We start from the raw sequence: 17,124 nt of genomic DNA, 5'->3' as shown, positions 1-17,124 counted from the left end.
CCAGAAAGCCGGTTCACACCGGCTCCCTTATTCTGAAACACCCCTGCATCCCGGCTTCAGGAAACCACGTTGATCGGCGCCTGATCCGAAGCAATGCGGTTGATATTCTCCGCGATCACCTTTTGCCGGCGGGAGATCGTTCCATGGGTCCAGCCCGACATATGCGGTGTCATCACCACGTTATCGAGCTCGTGGAACGCGAACTGGGATGGCATGGGCGTCGAGTTGCCCCCGTCGGGATAGACATACCAGGTGTCGATCACCGCCCCGCCAATACGTTTTTCCCGGAGCGCGGCAAAGAGCGCCGCCTCGTCGATCACCTTTCCGCGCCCGACATTTACGACGATGGCATCGGGCCGCATCCGTGCGAACGCCTCCGCCCCGATCAACCCCTCGGTTTCGGAGGTGAGCGGCAGCGTGTTCACGATGATGTCCACCGAACCGACGAAGGCGGCCAACTCATCCAGCGTATAGGCCACATCGACATGCTCGTGCTCTTCGACCGGGCTGCGGTTGATGACCGAGACCGGCATGGAAAAGGCCTTGGCCCGCGCGGCCACGGCCTTGCCGATATGGCCGAAACCGACGATGCCGATGCTCCGATCGCCCAGCTCCGTGCGCATCCCTTTCGGGCGGCCGGCCCAGTACTTCCAGTCCCCCGTTCTCAGGCGACGGTCGGCGTCGGCCAGCGGGACGTGGAAGGAGAGCAGCGCGGACATCACGTATTCCGCGATTGCGGTCTCGTGGCCGAAGCAGTTGCACAGAAGGGCGGAGGACGGCAGACAGGGGCGGTCGATTCCGTCAACGCCAGCGCCCGGCACCTGGTAGAGCTTGAGTTTCCGCGGCGAGGGCAAAGCCGTATTGAGCGCAACGCCGACCATGATATCGGCATTCGTGAAGGCCGCGAATTCCTCGTCCGATAACAACATGTTGGGCAATTCGACTATCTCATGCTCGCTCTCAAGCAGGGCTTCCAGCCCCTCCCGAAAAGTCAGCGCGTTGCTTCCGTGGAAGACAATCTTCATGTTCCTTGCTCCGATTTGGAATGCCTGTGCCGCCTGTCATCTCTGCAGGCGGCGATGCGGTTTCTGGAGGTCGTCCAAGCTTGCCCAGAGGACCGAGATATCGGAGCGTTCGAAAACCTCCGCAATGGGTTGAGTGCCGAGCCGATCACGCCCGCGCGACTTTTGCAAAGCAAAGCACCGCCCGATTCCGGCGCCTTGACGTCGTCGGGGGCGTGCAAGGCGAGCAGCGGACGCAGCCGGGCAGCAACATGAGAAGCAGCCTGTTCGGGAGGGAACGGCATGAGACTTCCTGGGGATGTTCTTTCCGCTTCCGGTTACACCATCGCCTCCCTTGATCCAAGCTGGATGGAGCCGAACGCGATGGTCCCGATCGTCGCGCCCCCTGGCCCTATGACAGCGGAAATCCGACCAAGACCGACGCCCGCATGTCAGGGCGCGGACCGGCGATGTTGCGCGGTGATCAACGGGCGCCCGCATGATGCACGACAAAGGGCCAGGCGAACGGGCCTTGGAGCTTCGACGTCGATACGCGCAGCGATGACGCGGACGTGCTCTTCGTATTGCGGCCAGCATTCGGTCTTGCCGCCCAAGGTCCGCTGTTGACGACGAACGCGCCCTGGACACGGCGGCTCCAGCGCCTTTCCGTCATTTCGCGCGTACCGCGGGAAGACCGCGCAGGAACGGCAACAGGCCCGCGAAAAGCGGGCCTGTGCGTTTGACAGGAGTGTCTAACCGCGGTGCGAACCGTTCAGGCAGCCTGCGTTTCGCCCGGCGGTTCCATCGCGCCGGTCATCATCGCAACGGCGTCCGACATCGTGTGTTCGCCCGGCTTGACCACGCAGAGGCGCCGGCCGAGGCGATGGATGTGGATACGGTCCGCGACCTCGAAGACATGGGGCATGTTGTGCGAGATCAGCACGATCGGGATCCCGCGAGCGCGGACATCCTTGATCAGCTCCAGAACCCGGCGGCTCTCCTTCACACCGAGCGCGGCAGTCGGCTCGTCGAGGATGATGACCTTGGAGCCGAACGCCGCCGCCCGGGCCACGGCGATGCCCTGGCGCTGTCCGCCCGAGAGGGTCTCGACCGCCTGCTTGATGTTCTGGATCGTCATCAGGCCCAGTTCGGTCAGCTTCTCGCGGGAGAATTTCTCCATCGCCGGCTTGTCGAGCTGGCGCAGGTACTTGCCGCGCCAGCCGGGTTTGCGCAGCTCGCGCCCCATGAACATGTTGTCGGCAATGGAGAGCGCGGGCGACATGGCGAGCGTCTGGTAGACGGTCGCGATCCCGGCATATTGCGCTTCCAGCGGCGTGTTGAAGTGGACGGGTTTGCCGTCCAGCAACACTTCGCCGTGGTCGGGTTGAAGCGCGCCCGAGAGCGTCTTGATCATCACCGACTTGCCAGCCCCGTTATCGCCGATCACGGCAAGCACTTCGCCGGGGTAGAGTTCGAAATCGCAGCCTTGCAGCGCGGTGACCTTGCCGAATTTCTTCACCAGGCCACGGCCTTGGAGGACGGGTTGCTGTGTCATGCCGTTCCCTTTCTGATCCACTGGTCCACGGTAACCGCGAAGATGATGAGCGCGCCGATCAGCAGGTAGGTCCATTGCGGATCCGTCCCGATCATGCGCAGCCCGAGCGAGAACACGCCAACGATAAGACCGCCCGCCAGCGCGCCGAGGATCGATCCGCGCCCGCCAAAGAGCGAGACGCCGCCGATCACCACCGCCGTGATGGCCTCGATATTGGCGTTCTGGCCGGAGGTGGGCGAAACCGATCCGATACGACCGATGAGGGCCCAGCCGGCAAAGGCGCAGATCAGGCCCGAGAGCGTGTAGACCTGGATCAATGTGTTCTTGACCTTGACGCCGGAAAGCTCGGCAGCCTCCTGGTCGTCACCCACGGCATAGACATGCCGCCCCCAGGCAGTGTTGCTCAGCACATAGGCCAGCAATACGACGATAACGATCATCGCCACCGCGCCATAGGTGAACACCGCGCCGCCGATTCGGAAACTCTCGCCGAAGAGCTGTAGCGTGGGCGCCTGCTCCTCGATCTCCTGAGCCCGGATGGTCTCGTTGGCCGAATACAGAAAGTTTGCCGCCAGGAAGATCTGCCAGGTGCCGAGCGTGACGATGAAAGGCGGCAGCTTGACGTACGCCACCAACACACCGTTGATGAACCCCATGAGGGCGCCGGCCCCAAGCCCGATGGCGACGGAGATCTCTGCCGGGATACCGTAGCGGAAGGTGAACTGCCCCATGATGACGGAGGAGAAGACCATGATCGCTCCGACCGAGAGGTCGATCCCCGCGGTCAGGATGACCAATGTCTGGGCGGAAGCTGTGATGCCGACAATCATGACCTGTTGCAGGATCAGCGTCATCGCGAAGGGCGAAAAGAACTTGCTGCCCAGGATCAGGCCAAAGACAAGGATTGCCGCCAGCAGCACGAACATCGGCACGGCAGAGGGCGTCGAGTGCAACCAGTTCTGGAGCTTTCTGGAAAAGGACTCGTCTTCCTCGAACTCCGCGACGGTCGTCGCTGCGTCCTTGAGGACGTCTTCATAGCTCTGATTCGATGAATTTTGGTTTGCGGTGCCAGTGTCGGACATCCGAACCTCCCTGAATTCACGCGAGCGGACAACCGTGCCCGGCTTCGCAATTCGGTTCTGTCGTGTGACGAAGGGTGGCGCGCATTGCGCCACCCTTCGCCGGGTTGATCATCCCTGCGGGCCGGGAGTTAGCCCCAGCAGAGCTCCGCGCCAGCCTTGGAGTCGATGGACTCGACGCCATCAACCGGCTGATCGGTGATCAGTTTCACACCGGTATCGAAGAAATCCTTGCCCGGGGTCACTTCCGGCTTGGCGCCGGTGTCGGCCCAGGCCTTGATCGCCTCGATGCCCTTGGAGGCCATCAGCAGCGGGTATTGCTGCGAGGTGGCGCCGATCACGCCATCGGCCACGTTTGCCACGCCGGGGCAGCCGCCGTCGACGGAAACGATCAGCACTTCTTTTTCACGCCCAAGCGCCTTCAGCGCCTCGTAGGCACCAGCGGCGGCGGGCTCGTTGATCGTGTAGACGACATTGATGAACGGATCCTTGGCGAGCAGGTTCTCCATCGCCTTGCGGCCGCCTTCCTCGTTACCGGCGGTCACGTCATGGCCGACAATCCGCGGATCGTCCTCGTCGCCCCATTTCTTCGGGTCCTTGAGGTCGATGCCGAAGCCCTGCATGAAGCCCTGGTCGCGCAGCACGCCGACGGTGGGCTGGCTGACGGCGAGGTCAAGCATAGCGATCTTGGCATTTGCCGCTTCATCGCCCAGCGAGGCAGCCGCCCATTTGCCGATCAGCTCGCCGGCAATGAAGTTGTCGGTGGCGAAGGTAGCGTCGGCGGCGTCGATCGGCTCGAGCGGGGTGTCGAGCGCAATCACCAGGAGGCCAGCATCGCGGGCCTTCTGTACCGACGAGACGATGGAAGACGTATCGGCGGGGGTGATCAGGATGCCCTTGGCGCCATCGGCGATGCAGGTCTCGATGGCCGTGACTTGCGCTTCATGGTCGCCGTCGATCTTGCCGGCATAGGATTTCAGGGTAATTCCAAGCTCCTCGGCCTTGGCGGTGGCACCTTCCTTCATCTTGACGAAGAACGGGTTGGTGTCGGTCTTGGTAATCAGGCAGGCGCCGAAATCAGCGGCCTGCGCCGCACCGACCATACCGAACAGGCCGAGAGCGGTTGCGCCGAGCAGCGACTTGGAAATGGATTTCATAATCTTTCCTCCAGATTGGGTTTCAGACCCTCCCAGGCTCCTCCCAGGAGTGATTTTCATTGGATGGAGAGATCAGGCTACCGCCACGTCAAGACACATGTCCAGAGCGTTCGGATCGTCGTGTTTCCCCCCGTGCACCTCTTCCTCCCAGTGCACATGCTGTATAACAGCTTTGTCGTATGAACGGTATATTTCGTGAGGAGGGGTGTTTGCTGTAATAATTGTAATATCGGGGAAAATTCCGCGAACGCAACGAAACCCTTTGGCCGCGACACTCCCGCGAGGCCTAGCTGGCCGGAACAGCCCCCGTGAGAACGGGGAATGGAATAGAATCTGGCCGCAATGTCGAAACTCAGTCGCGCGAGATCGCCCGTGCCAGCCTGGCGGCCGCCGTTACTCCGTCGATAACCGGCTGCGCCAACTCCCGCTGAATGCCGGGCGCGAGGTGGGACATCCCCCCACATCCAAGGATGATGCAGTCGCAATTGCCCTCGGCGATCGCGTCCCGCGATGTTTGGACGATCCGTCCCGTCGCCGAGCCGGATTGATCCTCGGTCTCGAGCACGGGCAGTTCGCTTGCATGAACCCTGCCGAGGAACCCACCCATCCCGTAGCGCTCGATATTTTCCTCGATCACGGGAACGGACACCGAAAGCGTGGTCACGACCGAGAAACGCATGCCCCGGAGAGCCGACATGTGAAAAGCCGCCTGACCGATGCCGATCACAGGACAGGGCGCAATTCGGCGCGCGTCGTCCAGACCGGTGTCGTCGAAACATCCGATAATGACACAGTCTATTTCAGCACCGACGCGCCCGACCAGATCGAGAAGCGGCGGAACGGCCGCCGCGCCATCTTCCGGCCCCTGGATCGCCGGCGGGCCATCATGGGATGTCCAGCCGAGAACATCGATATCCGGTTCGGCAACCCGCGCGGCTTCTACCATGGACTGCGTCATGGAATCCGTGCTGTTGGGATTGATGATCAGGACACGCATGCCTCAGACCAACCCTTTGCCTGCGTCTGATCCTTGCTTTTTGCGTCTTTTTGCCTGGATCCATGCGAGGGCGAGAAAAATGGCGATGATTGCGAAGGAAAAGGCAGTGGTGAGGGTTCCGAGGGCGAAGATGACGGGCGTGGTGACGTTCGTGGTCATGCCGTAGATCTCGAGCGGCAGGGTGTTGTAGCTGCCGGAGGTGAGCAGCGTTCGGGCGAACTCGTCGTAGGATAGGGTGAAGCCGAAAAGGGCGACGCCGATGAGGGAGGGGGCGATAATGGGCAGGACGACGTGGCGGATGGTCTGCCACCCATTGGCGCCCTGATCGCGGGCGGCTTCCTCGTAGCTGGGATCGAAGCGGTTGAAGACGGCGAACATGATCAGCAGGCCGAAGGGCAGCGTCCATGTCAGCTGGGAGCCGTAACCGGAAGTGGACCAGTGCACAGTCAGCCCCGATTGCGAGAAGATCAGGCCGACGCCGAGCGAGATCAGGATCGAGGGGATCACCAGCGAGGTGATGACGAGATAGAAAATCACGCTGGAGCCGGCGAAGCGCTTGCGGAAGGCCAGCCCGCCCATGATCGAGACGACGACGGAGGTGACCATGACCATCAGCCCCAGCACCAGCGAGCGCGAGAAGCTGCCCCAGATATCGCCCACCGCCTGCTGGCGGAAGAGATCGGCGAACCAGTAGGTGGAAACGCCGCGCATCGGGAAGGTCAACCCACCCTCCGGCCCCTGGAAGGAGAGGATGCCGATGGTCATGGTCGGCCCGTAGAGGAAGAGCAGGAAGAGCGTGAAGAACCCGGCGAGGATGTAGAAGCTGCGGGGGCGTTTGCCGGACATCTCAGAGCTCCTTGCGAATGTCGACGAAGCGCAGCAGCACGGCGATGATCAACAGCACCGTGGCCAGCAGCACCACCGCGGTGGCGGCGGCGGAGGGGTATTGCAGCAGCGCGATGTCGTTGGAGATCAGCCGGCCGACATTGGCCGACTGGCTGCCGGACATGAAGCGCACGGTGATGAAATCACCCATCACCAGGGTGACGACGAAGATCGAGCCGATCATGATGCCGGGCTTTGTGAGCGGAATGATCACGTTGGTCAGGGTCTGGAAACCGGAGGCGCCGTTGTCATAGGCCGCCTCGATCAGCGAGCGGTCGATCCGCATCATCGTGTTGAAGATCGGCACCACCATGAACAGTGTGTAGAGATGCACGAAGGCCAGGATCACCGAGAAGTCGGAGAAGAGCAGCCATTCCAGCGGCTCGTCGATCACCCCCCAGGAGATCAGCGTCGAATTGGCCAGCCCGTTGCGACCCAGGAACGGGATCCAGCTGATCATTCGGATGATGTTCGACGTCCAGAAGGGAATGGTGCACAGCAGGAAGAGCGCGACCTGCCATGTGAGCGTGCGGACGTGGAACGCCAGGAAATAGGCCACCGTGAAGCCGATGACCAGGGTGAAGGCCCAGGTGATCGCGGCGTATTTGAAGGTGTTGAAGAAGACCGAATAGGTCACCGGCGAGCCGAAGAGGAACTCGTAATTGTCGAACAGAAAGGCCGGGTAGATGGAGAACTCGGTCGCCCCCCAGAAGCTCACCACCACGATCATCGCGATCGGGAGCACGAGGAAGGCCAGCAGCACCAGCGCGAGCGGCGAGGCCAGCAGCCATCCCGTCAGATGGGGGTTTTTCAGCAAGTTGCGCATTGCAGCTCCGGCTTGGGCGGGGGAACCCCCTTCCCGGAGAGAGGGAAGGGGGCGAGGCGGGGCGGCGCGGAAGGGAAGAGCACCCGCTGCCCCGGTTGTCTTGCTTGGCCGAGTCAGGCCGCGACGAACTCGTTCCACTTGCGAACCATGTACTGGTTCTCGTCCATCACCGCGTTCCAGCAGGCCACCGCGCCCATGCGGTCGTAGAAGGAGCCGCCATCGCGCACCGCGCCGGCCTTCTCCATGACCTTGCCGAAGGGGTTGGAGATGTCGCTCTGGGCAGGCTTGCCTTCGAACCAGAAACCCCACTCGTCTTCGGTCATGAAGTTCTTGGAGGTCTCCGGAACGGCCGAGTAATAGCCCTGGCGCATCAGGAAACCGCCGACCCAGCCGTCGAGATACCAGTTGATGTATTCATAGGCCGCGTCCAGCTCGAGCCCGGAAAGCGACTTCGAGAGGCCGATACCGCCGCCCCAGCTACGATACCCTTCCTTCAGCGGCTGGTAGACGCAGGGAATGCCCTGGCTGCGCACCGCGGTGATGGCGGGCGACCACATGGACTGGATCACCACCTCGCCGGAAGCCATCAGGTTCACCGACTCGTCGAAGGTCTTCCAGAAGGCGCGGAACTGGCCGGCCTTCTTGGCCTCGATGAAGATCGCCATCGTCTTGTCGATCTCCTCCTTGGTCATGTTGCCCTTGTCGCCATAGGCGATCTCGCCCATTGCCTCGCAGACCATCGCCGCGTCCATGATGCCGATCGAGGAGATGTCGAGGATCGAGGCCTTGCCCTTGAACTCGGGGTTCAACAGTTCGGCCCAGGTCGAGATCTCGCGGCCGATCAGGTCAGGGCGAATGCCCAGCGTGTCGGCGTTGTAGATGGTCGGGATCAGCGTCATCCAGCCGGATTCCTCGGCCACGAACTCGGTGCCGTCGGGCCCGGTGGTGAAGCCAACGCTATGCGGCGCGGTGCCCTGGGCGATGGTGCTCTCGGGCGTCAGCTTGCCATCGCGGAAGATGCCGACGATCTTGTCGTAATTCTTGATCTTGGAGACATCCATTGCCTGCAGGTTGCCCGTCGGCCAGACCTTCTTGCAGATCCAGTACTCGATATCGGCAATGTCGAAGCTGTCGGGCTGGGTGGCGGCGCGCTGCGTCACGGCGTCGGAATCGAGCGCGGTCATCTCCAGCGTGAAGCCGAGATCTTCCTTCACCTTCTGCGCCACCTCATTGAGGTTTGACACGCCGGTGCCGAACTGGCGCAGCGTCACGTCCTTGATGTTCTGCGCCCAGATCATTGGCGCGCCGAGCGTCGAGGCGCCCGCGGCCGTCACGGTGGCGGCGGCGCCTTTCAGAACGCTGCGCCGGCTGAGTTTGGGGGTAGTGAAATCTTTCATGGTCCGTCTCCTGTTGCGGTTTGGCTTGCGTGCCCGACTTCAGACCGAGACCGGGTGCAATGCGCTGTCGTCCCACGACAGGCCCACATCCACGCCCTGCTGCATCGGATTCTCGAAATATTTCTCCTCGGGAACGATGGCGGCGATCTCCTGATCGCCCGCCGCCCGGATCGTCAGCAGCACATAGGCGCCCTGGTACTCGATCCCGATCACCTGCCCGCCCAGCCGCCCTTCGGCCGTCGAGGTCAGCGCAACCTTGTCGCTGCGGATCGCGAAATGGCCATGCGGCAGCGCGATCACGTTATGGCCACCCAGGAAGCGGGCGACGAATTCCGTCTTCGGCGCGTTGAAAACCTCGCGCGCGGGGCCCGCCTGCTCGATCACGGCGTTGTTCATCACCACGATCTCGTCGGCCAGCGCGAGCGCCTCGTCCTGACTGTGGGTGACGTGGATGAAGGTGATGCCCAGCTCCTGCTGCAGCCGCTTCAGCTCGGTCCGCATGCGGATGCGCAGGAACGGGTCGAGCGCCGAGAGCGGTTCGTCCAGCAGCAGCACCTGCGGATTGGTGATCAGCGCGCGGGCGAGCGCCACCCGCTGCTGCTGGCCGCCTGAGAGCTGGTCCGGCAGCCGGTCGGCATATTGGTCCATGTGCACAAGCTCCAGCATCTCGCCGGCCTTCTTGCGCCGCTCCGGGGCGTCCACCCCCTTCATCTTCAGGCTGAAGGACACGTTGTCGGACACGCTCAGATGCGGAAACAGCGCGTAGCTCTGGAACATCATCGCCGTGCCCCGCCTGGCAGGCGGCAACCACGAGACATCCGCCCCGCCCAACACGATCGAGCCCTCGCTCGGATCCTCGTGCCCCGCGATCATCCGCAGCGTCGTCGACTTCCCACACCCCGAGGGCCCGAGAAGACACGCGTACTGCCCCTTCCGGAAATGATGGTCAACGCTGTCAACCGCCAATGCTTCGCCGTAACGCTTGGTCAGGGAAACTAGTTCGAGATCCTGTCCGGTGGTCATGTTTGTTCCCGCTATCAGTCAACCGATCTTTCGCCGGCACGCGCGAAAAGCGGAAAGGCGTTTCGGCCCTGAGCCGGCGCCAAACGGGAACTGCCCGGGTTCCGCGCGGGGTTTCGGGCACTAAGTGTAATTTTGAGGCGAAAATCGTATACAATCCGGGAATAGATTGCGCACACATATCGCGAATCTTGCACTCAACTGAATCGGCGCCCTAACAAGAACGGAGACGAAGGGAGTATCTCGTGACCGGCATCGGCATAACCAGCAATCAACGTGGCCGGAATGTTGCCGAAGGCCTCGCCACGGCGATCCACGAACACCGGCTGTCGCCGGGCATGAAACTCAACGAGGACGAGGTCGGCGAGATTTTCGGGGTCAGCCGCACGATCGTGCGCAGCGCCCTGCAGACGCTGTCCCACGCGCAGCTCGTGGTGATCGAACCAAATCGCGGCGCTTTCGTCGCGCGCCCGAGCATCCGCGAGGCTCGCGAGGTTTTCGAGGCCCGCGCCCTGCTCGAAACACGCACCGCGCATTCCGCCGCGACCCGCGCGACGCCGGAGGACATTGCGCTTCTGAAGCGTCATATCGACGAGGAGCATCGGGCGTTCGATGCCGGTGAAACCGGCCGCGCGCTGCGCCTGTCGGGCGATTTCCATATCGAGATCGCGCGTATCGCCAACCAGGCGACCATCGCGGCCTTCGTCCGCCAACTCGTGGCACGCTCCTCGCTCATCATCGCGCTTTATTGGCGGCGCCGGCAGGCCACCTGCGAAAGCCATGCGCATCATGCCTTGCTCAAGGCGCTGGAAGCGCATGAGGCCGACCGCGCCAAGGAGTTGATGACGAGTCACCTGGTGGACCTGCTCTCGCTGCTCGACCTTACCGAGCCGACGGACGCACCTGCCTCGCTCAAGGAGGCATTCAGACTCCCATGATCTTGCGGAACCTGTCCTTGTCGGAACTCGAAACCGTCCTTGAATGGGCGGCCACGGAAGGCTGGAACCCGGGGCGGGACGATCCCGAAGCCTTCCTTGCCGCCGACCCGGAGGGGTTCTTCGTCGCGGAAGTGGACGGCCGATTGGCGGCGGCGATCTCGGTGGTCAACCACTCCGACAGCTTCGCCTTTCTTGGCCTCTATATCTGCCACCCGGATTTCCGCGGTCGCGGCATCGGCCTCGCGCTATGGAAACACGCCCTGGAGCATGCCGGTGGCCGGACGGTCGGGCTGGATGGTGTGCCCGATCAGCAAGAAAACTACCGGCGTTCGGGCTTCGTCGCGTCCTCCGAGACCGCGCGTTTCGAAGGGCCGCTCATCGCCCGGCAGAACGGCGCGCTGCGCCCCGCAACCGCCGCGGACATGCCCGGAATGATCGCGCGCTGCGCGGCCGCCAATGGCTACAGCATGGACCGCTTTCTGTCCGCCTGGCTCCGACCGACCGAGTACCGTGAGAGCCTGGTGCTCGACACCGGCAACGGGATTGCCGGACTCGCCACCTGGCGGCGTTGCCGGCAGGGCGTGAAGATCGGCCCGCTCGTCGCGGACAGGCTGGCGAGCGCGACGTCCCTCCTGCACGGGATCGCCGCTAGGGCACCCGGCGAAACTTTCGTCATCGATGTCCCGCGCGAGATGCCCGCATTTGCGGCGCATTGCCGTGACGCGGGGATGACCTGCTCCTTCTCCACCGCCCGGATGTATCGCGGCGCACCGCCAGAAGCCGGTGGAGATATTCACACGATCGCCACGCTCGAACTGGGCTGACGATCGTCTCCGACCCGGGGCAAGCCCCCCCGAACCGGCCGTTCGCGCGGCCGGTTTCAACACGTGAACACGAAGCACTTAACCATTTGATTTAGCGTTTAGAATCTGCTCCGCACGAAATCCGCCCCGCGACCTTAATACCTGCTCAAATTTGCAGCGAACCTCTGCTTTTGCCCACGATGCGCCCCCGCGATTCTTGCCGTCGCATTATGTGCTGACACCCTGATGCGGCTGACAGGACCCGGGGGCGTCGCATATGGCAGATATTGCAGCACAGGCACGTTTTTGGAGCCTGCGACTGAACAAGGTGGTCGAAATCACCTGTGTAGTGTTGCTGGTGTTGCTGGTGCTCGATGTCTGGCTCGGCGTTCTGGTCCGCTATGTCATCCCGCTGCCGCTGACCTTTACCGAGGAACTCGCGCGCTACCTGATGATCTGGATGGCGCTGCTGGCGGTCTCCTCCGGCATTGCCTATCGCGAGCATATCGGCGTGGAGTTCGTCTTCTCCCGCATGCCCGCCCGCGCACGCCGCATCCTCGCGATCACTTTCGACGTTATCGCTTTCGTCTTCTTCTTCCTGCTCTTCTGGTACGGGCTGGCCTTTGTCGAGAGGGGCTTCTCGCGACTGACGATGATCTACGCCATCCCCAAGGGCTACCCCTTCATCGGTGTGCCACTGGCGGCCGCGCTGGCCTGTGTTCAGCTGGCGTTGGTCTTCATCCACGACATGTTTGACGACACCCCGCCCACATCCACGGGCGAAACCCTGGCCGGAGGAATGGAATGATGGGTCTCTGGCTGGTTCCGCTCGCTTTCTTCGGCTTCCTCGCCTTCGGCATGCCGGTGGGTTTTGCCATCGGCGTGGCAGGGATGATCGGCATTTTCGACATGGGGCCGCGCTTCATGACCATGGCGCCGGACCGGCTGTTTGCCGGGCTGGACCTGTTTCCCTTCCTCGCCATGCCCTTCTTCATCCTCGCCGGCGAGATCATGAACCGCTCCGGCATCACCCAAGGCCTCGTGAAGCTCGCCGACGCGTTGGTGGGCTGGATGCGGGGTGGCATGGCGCATTCGAACATGGTCGCCTCGGTCATGTTCGCGGGCCTGACCGGCTCGGCCACCGCCGACAGCGCGGCCTTTGGCAATACGCTGGTGCCGGCGATGCAGAAGGCCGGTTATTCCCGCCCCTATGCCTGCGCCGTCACAGCCGCGGGCTCCATCATCGGTCCGACCATCCCGCCCTCGACGCTCGCCATCATCTATGGCTCGATCATGGGCGTCTCCATCGCCGGGCTTTTTGCCGCCGGCATCCTGCCGGGCCTGCTGATCTGCGCCATCTGCATGGGCGTGATCGCGCTCACTGCCAAGGCCAAGGGCCTGCCCAAGGGCGAAGGGCGGCCGAGTTTCAAGGGTGTATTGCTCGCCCTGCGCGAAGGGTTCCTCGCCGCGCTCCTGCCCGTCTTCATCCTCGGCTCTATCCTGGGCGGTTTCGCTACCCCGACCGAGGCCGCCGCGATCGCCGTGGCTTACGCGCTCTTTGTCGGCGGGGTGATCTACCGCGCGCTGAGCTGGTCCGATCTCTACCAGATCGCCGTGCGCACGACCCGGATCACCGGGGTGATCTTCCTGATCATCGCTTCCGCCTCCATCCTCGGCTGGTGGATGACCTTCAACCGCATACCGCAGGCGGTTGCCGAAACGATCCTGTCGCTGTCCGACAACCCCAATGTGATCATAGGGCTGATCCTGATCCTGCTGCTTGTGATCGGGCTGGTGATGGATATCAACGCCACGCTGATCATCCTCGCCCCCGTGCTCGCGCCGCTGACGGTCAAGATCGGCATGGACCCGGTTCATGCCGGCATCATGATCATCCTCGCGCTCAACATTTCGCTGATGACACCACCGGTGGGCGCCTGCCTCTTCGTGCTGGCCTCCGTCACCGGCGAAAAGGTCGAGGCGATCACCAGGGAACTCTGGCCTTTCATCCTGGCCGAGGTCGCGATCCTGATCGTCATCGCCTTCTGGTCGGACCTGACCCTCTTTATCCCCCGGCTGCTCGGGTTGTGAGCGGCCCAGTCAACTCCCCAACAGGAAAGGAAACGAGAATGACCTTCATGAAAGTTGCCGCGATCGGGCTTGCATCGGCGCTGATGGCAACGTCGGCCTTCGCCGCCGATGTCACCATCCGGCTCGCGCATCTTAACCCCGAGGACCCGTTCCAGAGCCATTCCGGCACCATGGCCGCGGTGTTCAAGTCGCTGGTCGAGAGCAATTCCAACGGCGCCATTGAGGTGCAGCTCTTCCCCAATGGCCAGCTCGGCAAGGATAACGAGGTGATCGACCAGGTCCGTTCCGGCCTCGTCGAGAGCACCATCTCCTCTTCCGGCGGCATGGCGCAACATTACCCGCTGGTCGGCGTGTTCGACATTCCCTTTGCCTTCCCGAATATCGGCGTCGCCTCCCAGGTGATGACCAAGGAAAGTTCCTTCGGCGAGAAATTCGTGGGTGACCTGGAAGCCAAGACCGGCCTCAAGGTGCTGGGCCTGATCGACTCCGGCGGCTTCTTTGCCTTCACCAACTCGAAAAAGCCCATCGCCAGCGTCGAAGACATGGAGGGCATGCGCATCCGCACCATGACCCTGCCAACGCATGAGGCGATCATCTCCTCGCTCGGCGGCCAGCCGACGCCGCTGCCCTGGGCCGAGGTCTATACCGCGCTGCAAACCGGCGTGGCGGATGGCCAGATGAACCCGGTGCCGATCATCGCCTTCGCCAAGTTCGACGAGGTGCAGAAATACCTCTCGATTACCAACCACGTCATCACGCCCTATATCTGGACCATGAACCCGGACTTCTACGAAGGGCTCTCCGACGAGCACAAGACGCTGGTCAACTGGGCCGCCGAGGTCGCTACGGAATCAGGTCGTGCCATGAGCCGGGTGATCGAGGCCTCCGAGAAGGGCCTGCCACTGCTGGCCGAAAAGATGGAAGTGAACGTTGTTCCGCCCGCAGAACAGGCCAAGTTCGCCGCAGCCGCCCAGCCCGCCGTGCGTACCCTGATCGAGGAGCAATATGGCGCCGAAGGGATCGAGATGCTTGACGCCCTGCTGGCCAGCATCGAGGAAGAAAAGGCCGCCTACTGAGCGCGGCGTCCCCGGGCGGCGCCCTGTCGCCCGGGCATTTCCATGGACATCACATGACCCGAGAACTCACCCGCGCCGAGGGTTCGGCGGACGATTTCACCCTCACGATCAACGCCGCCGCGGACCGCGCCGCGCCCTGGACCGCGCGCCAGGACGAGATCCTGAGCGACGGTGCGTTTGCCACCGCGCGCGAGACCATTTCCTCCTGGCCCGGCTATGCCGAGACGCCGCTCCGCGCCCTGCCCGCCCGCGCCGCCGCGCTCGGTATCGCTGCGCTTCATTTCAAGGACGAAGGCGGGCGTTTCGGGCTCGGCAGCTTCAAGGCGCTCGGCGGTGCCTATGCCGTCATCCGCCTGTTGCAGAAACAGGTCGAGACCACGCTCGGGCACCCGGTGCCGATGGCCGAGATCGTCAGCGGCGCGCATGAAGAGATCACCAAGGACATCACCGTCTGCTGCGCAACAGACGGCAATCACGGGCGTTCCGTCGCCTGGGGCGCGCAGAGTTTCGGCTGCAAATGCGTGATCTTCATCCACGCCACGGTTTCCGAAGGCCGCAAGACCGCGATCGAGGCCTATGGCGCCGAGGTTCGCCGCACCGCCGGAAATTACGACGACAGCGTGCGCGAAGCTCAGGAAACCGCCACCCGCGAGGGCTGGTTCGTTGTCTCCGACACCTCCTACCCGGGCTACATGGAAGTCCCCAAGGACGTGATGCAAGGCTATGAACTGATGGCCGCAGAAGCTTTCGATGCGCTGGAGCAACCGCCCACCCATATATTTTTGCAAACCGGCGTCGGCGGCATGGCCGCGGCGGTCGCGGCGCAGGCGAAACGCCGCTGGGGCGCGGAGCGCCCGACAGTCGTTCTGGCCGATCCGGACCTCTCGGCCTGCTGGCTGGAGAGCATCCGGACCGGCGCTCCGACGGCCATCGAGGGCGATCTCGACACGATGATGGCCGGTCTCGCCTGCGGCGAGGTCTCGTCGCTCGCCTGGGAGATCCTGAAGACGCATTCGGATGCTGTCATGGCGCTGCCCGATTCATCGGCCATCCGCGAGATGCGCATGCTGGCTGCTCCCTTGGACGGCGACCCGGCCATTGTCGCCGGTGAAAGCGCCGTTGCCGGGCTCGCGGGCCTCGCCAACGCGCTCAAGGTACCCGAAGCCGCCGAGGCGTTCGGGCTCGGCCCGGACACCCGCGTCCTGGTCTTCGGCACCGAGGGCGCGACAGACCCCGTGCTGTACCGAGAGATCATGGAAGGAAGTGCCGCATGAGCCGGTCTTTCATCGCTGCCGCGGCCCAGTTGGGCCCCATCGCCCGCGACGAGCCGCGCAGCTCGGCGGTCGCCCGGATGATGGAAATGATGCGCGAGGCCAATGCCCGCGGCGCCGAACTGGTGGTCTTCCCCGAACTGGCGCTGACCACGTTTTTTCCGCGTTGGTATATCGAGGACGAGGCAGAGATTGCCACCTGGTTCGAGACGGAGATGCCCTCCGCGAGCACGCAACCGCTGTTCGATCTCGCGGCGAAGCTGGGGATCGGCTTCCATCTCGGCTACGCGGAACTCACCCCGGAGGGACGGCGGTTCAACACCGCGATCCTCGTCGATGCGACGGGCAAGATTGTCGGCAAGTATCACAAGATCCACCTGCCGGGGCATTGGGAGCACGAAGACTGGCGCCCCTTCCAGCACCTCGAAAAACGTTATTTCGAAAAGGGCGATCTGGGTTTCCCGGTTTTCGACGCCATGGGCGGCAAGCTGGGCATGTGCATCTGCAATGACCGTCGCTGGCCGGAAACCTGGCGGATGCTGGGGCTTGGTGGCGCCGAACTGGTCGTGCTGGGCTACAACACGCCCCTGCACTACCCGCCCGCGCCAGAGCATGATCACCTGCAATATTTCCACAACGAGTTGTCGATCCAGGCGGGGTGCTATCAGAACGGGCTCTGGGCGATTGCAACGGCCAAGGCCGGGCGCGAGGAAGGTTGCGATCTGATTGGTGGCAGCGTCATCGTTGCGCCGACGGGCGAGGTCCTCGCACGGGCTGCCGGCACGGATGACGAGGTCATCACGGCGCGGGTCAACCTCGACCGCTGTGGCGAGATCCGCAGGAATGTCTTCGACTTCGCAATGCACCGCCAGCCGGCGGATTACGGTCGCCTCGTGGAATAACAGTGGCGCCGGCCTTCCGGTTGCGTCCGCGTTCGCCAACCTCTGCCAGTGTCCACGCAGGATCCGGATCGGTTTGACCTTGTAGCAAGTTGCAAGACGACACGACAACGCAAACCGGCGGCAACC

16 protein-coding genes are annotated in these 17,124 nt (G+C 63.2%); 7 read left to right on the top strand and 9 right to left on the bottom strand.

The window, feature by feature from the left end; genetic code table 11:
- Positions 1-56 precede the first annotated feature (56 nt).
- The 9 genes from BLR85_RS05600 to BLR85_RS05560 form a co-directional block, all read right to left on the bottom strand.
- Complete coding sequence (locus BLR85_RS05600; protein WP_093151278.1) at positions 57-1,025, bottom strand: 2-hydroxyacid dehydrogenase; 969 nt, start codon at positions 1,023-1,025, stop codon at positions 57-59.
- A 748-nt stretch (positions 1,026-1,773) separates the two neighbouring features.
- The gene (locus tag BLR85_RS05595; RefSeq protein WP_093151274.1) at positions 1,774-2,556 is read right to left on the bottom strand and encodes an ATP-binding cassette domain-containing protein; all 783 of its coding nucleotides are present in this window, start codon (positions 2,554-2,556) and stop codon (positions 1,774-1,776) included.
- Entirely contained in the window at positions 2,553-3,638 is a 1,086-nt protein-coding gene (locus BLR85_RS05590) for an ABC transporter permease (protein WP_093151269.1), read from the bottom strand. The genes BLR85_RS05595 and BLR85_RS05590 overlap by 4 nt, the downstream gene beginning before the upstream one ends.
- A gap of 128 nt (positions 3,639-3,766) precedes the next feature.
- Positions 3,767-4,792: a sugar ABC transporter substrate-binding protein gene (locus BLR85_RS05585; RefSeq protein WP_093151266.1), complete on the bottom strand. Its 1,026-nt coding sequence runs from the start codon at positions 4,790-4,792 to the stop codon at positions 3,767-3,769.
- A 352-nt stretch (positions 4,793-5,144) separates the two neighbouring features.
- Positions 5,145-5,789 (bottom strand): aspartate/glutamate racemase family protein, encoded by a 645-nt coding sequence (locus BLR85_RS05580; protein ID WP_093151262.1) that lies wholly within the window; start codon positions 5,787-5,789, stop codon positions 5,145-5,147.
- A 3-nt stretch (positions 5,790-5,792) separates the two neighbouring features.
- Positions 5,793-6,635, bottom strand: a complete 843-nt coding sequence (locus BLR85_RS05575; RefSeq protein WP_093151258.1) for an ABC transporter permease — start codon at positions 6,633-6,635, stop codon at positions 5,793-5,795.
- Between the two features lies 1 nt (position 6,636).
- Complete coding sequence (locus tag BLR85_RS05570) at positions 6,637-7,500, bottom strand: ABC transporter permease (protein WP_093151254.1); 864 nt, start codon at positions 7,498-7,500, stop codon at positions 6,637-6,639.
- 113 nt (positions 7,501-7,613) lie between these two features.
- A complete protein-coding gene (locus tag BLR85_RS05565) occupies positions 7,614-8,897 on the bottom strand; it encodes an ABC transporter substrate-binding protein (protein WP_093151251.1) in 1,284 nt (427 codons plus the stop codon).
- Between the two features lie 39 nt (positions 8,898-8,936).
- Positions 8,937-9,920 (bottom strand): ABC transporter ATP-binding protein, encoded by a 984-nt coding sequence (locus BLR85_RS05560; RefSeq protein WP_093151248.1) that lies wholly within the window; start codon positions 9,918-9,920, stop codon positions 8,937-8,939.
- Between the two features lie 242 nt (positions 9,921-10,162).
- Here BLR85_RS05560 and BLR85_RS05555 point away from each other — a divergent pair, with 242 nt between their 5' ends.
- From BLR85_RS05555 to BLR85_RS05525, 7 genes are all read left to right on the top strand, one after another.
- Complete coding sequence (locus tag BLR85_RS05555) at positions 10,163-10,855, top strand: GntR family transcriptional regulator (RefSeq protein ID WP_425284465.1); 693 nt, start codon at positions 10,163-10,165, stop codon at positions 10,853-10,855.
- A complete protein-coding gene (locus BLR85_RS05550; protein ID WP_093151244.1) occupies positions 10,852-11,679 on the top strand; it encodes a GNAT family N-acetyltransferase in 828 nt (275 codons plus the stop codon). Before BLR85_RS05555 ends, BLR85_RS05550 begins: the two co-directional genes overlap by 4 nt.
- Before the next feature lie 256 nt (positions 11,680-11,935).
- A complete protein-coding gene (locus BLR85_RS05545; protein WP_093151240.1) occupies positions 11,936-12,466 on the top strand; it encodes a TRAP transporter small permease in 531 nt (176 codons plus the stop codon).
- The gene (locus BLR85_RS05540; protein WP_244520612.1) at positions 12,463-13,749 is read left to right on the top strand and encodes a TRAP transporter large permease; all 1,287 of its coding nucleotides are present in this window, start codon (positions 12,463-12,465) and stop codon (positions 13,747-13,749) included. The genes BLR85_RS05545 and BLR85_RS05540 overlap by 4 nt, the downstream gene beginning before the upstream one ends.
- A gap of 38 nt (positions 13,750-13,787) precedes the next feature.
- On the top strand, positions 13,788-14,825 hold the full coding sequence (locus tag BLR85_RS05535; RefSeq protein ID WP_244520611.1) for a TRAP transporter substrate-binding protein: 1,038 nt from the start codon (positions 13,788-13,790) through the stop codon (positions 14,823-14,825).
- 53 nt (positions 14,826-14,878) lie between these two features.
- On the top strand, positions 14,879-16,099 hold the full coding sequence (locus BLR85_RS05530; protein WP_093151236.1) for a diaminopropionate ammonia-lyase: 1,221 nt from the start codon (positions 14,879-14,881) through the stop codon (positions 16,097-16,099).
- Positions 16,096-16,998 carry an N-carbamoyl-D-amino-acid hydrolase gene (locus BLR85_RS05525; protein WP_093151231.1) on the top strand — a complete coding sequence of 301 codons (903 nt, stop codon included), beginning with the start codon at positions 16,096-16,098 and terminating at the stop codon, positions 16,996-16,998. The genes BLR85_RS05530 and BLR85_RS05525 overlap by 4 nt, the downstream gene beginning before the upstream one ends.
- Positions 16,999-17,124: the final 126 nt, after the last annotated feature.

It is taken from the genome of Aliiruegeria lutimaris (assembly GCF_900099935.1).
Lineage (GTDB): Bacteria > Pseudomonadota > Alphaproteobacteria > Rhodobacterales > Rhodobacteraceae > Tropicimonas > Tropicimonas lutimaris.
The sequence above is the reverse complement of the archived record's forward strand: the minus strand, read 5'-3'. Positions and strand labels throughout refer to the sequence as shown.

Bases quoted from the DNA above. Each gene is read 5' to 3' on its own strand.
- BLR85_RS05600 (WP_093151278.1), bottom strand. From the start codon at position 1,025: ATGAAGATTGTCTTCCACGGAAGCAACGCGCTGACTTTTCGGGAGGGG.
- BLR85_RS05595 (WP_093151274.1), bottom strand. From the start codon at position 2,556: ATGACACAGCAACCCGTCCTCCAAGGCCGTGGCCTGGTGAAGAAATTC.
- BLR85_RS05590 (WP_093151269.1), bottom strand. From the start codon at position 3,638: ATGTCCGACACTGGCACCGCAAACCAAAATTCATCGAATCAGAGCTAT.
- BLR85_RS05585 (WP_093151266.1), bottom strand. From the start codon at position 4,792: ATGAAATCCATTTCCAAGTCGCTGCTCGGCGCAACCGCTCTCGGCCTG.
- BLR85_RS05580 (WP_093151262.1), bottom strand. From the start codon at position 5,789: ATGCGTGTCCTGATCATCAATCCCAACAGCACGGATTCCATGACGCAG.
- BLR85_RS05575 (WP_093151258.1), bottom strand. From the start codon at position 6,635: ATGTCCGGCAAACGCCCCCGCAGCTTCTACATCCTCGCCGGGTTCTTC.
- BLR85_RS05570 (WP_093151254.1), bottom strand. From the start codon at position 7,500: ATGCGCAACTTGCTGAAAAACCCCCATCTGACGGGATGGCTGCTGGCC.
- BLR85_RS05565 (WP_093151251.1), bottom strand. From the start codon at position 8,897: ATGAAAGATTTCACTACCCCCAAACTCAGCCGGCGCAGCGTTCTGAAA.
- BLR85_RS05560 (WP_093151248.1), bottom strand. From the start codon at position 9,920: ATGACCACCGGACAGGATCTCGAACTAGTTTCCCTGACCAAGCGTTAC.
- BLR85_RS05550 (WP_093151244.1), top strand. From the start codon at position 10,852: ATGATCTTGCGGAACCTGTCCTTGTCGGAACTCGAAACCGTCCTTGAA.
- BLR85_RS05545 (WP_093151240.1), top strand. From the start codon at position 11,936: ATGGCAGATATTGCAGCACAGGCACGTTTTTGGAGCCTGCGACTGAAC.
- BLR85_RS05540 (WP_244520612.1), top strand. From the start codon at position 12,463: ATGATGGGTCTCTGGCTGGTTCCGCTCGCTTTCTTCGGCTTCCTCGCC.
- BLR85_RS05535 (WP_244520611.1), top strand. From the start codon at position 13,788: ATGACCTTCATGAAAGTTGCCGCGATCGGGCTTGCATCGGCGCTGATG.
- BLR85_RS05530 (WP_093151236.1), top strand. From the start codon at position 14,879: ATGACCCGAGAACTCACCCGCGCCGAGGGTTCGGCGGACGATTTCACC.
- BLR85_RS05525 (WP_093151231.1), top strand. From the start codon at position 16,096: ATGAGCCGGTCTTTCATCGCTGCCGCGGCCCAGTTGGGCCCCATCGCC.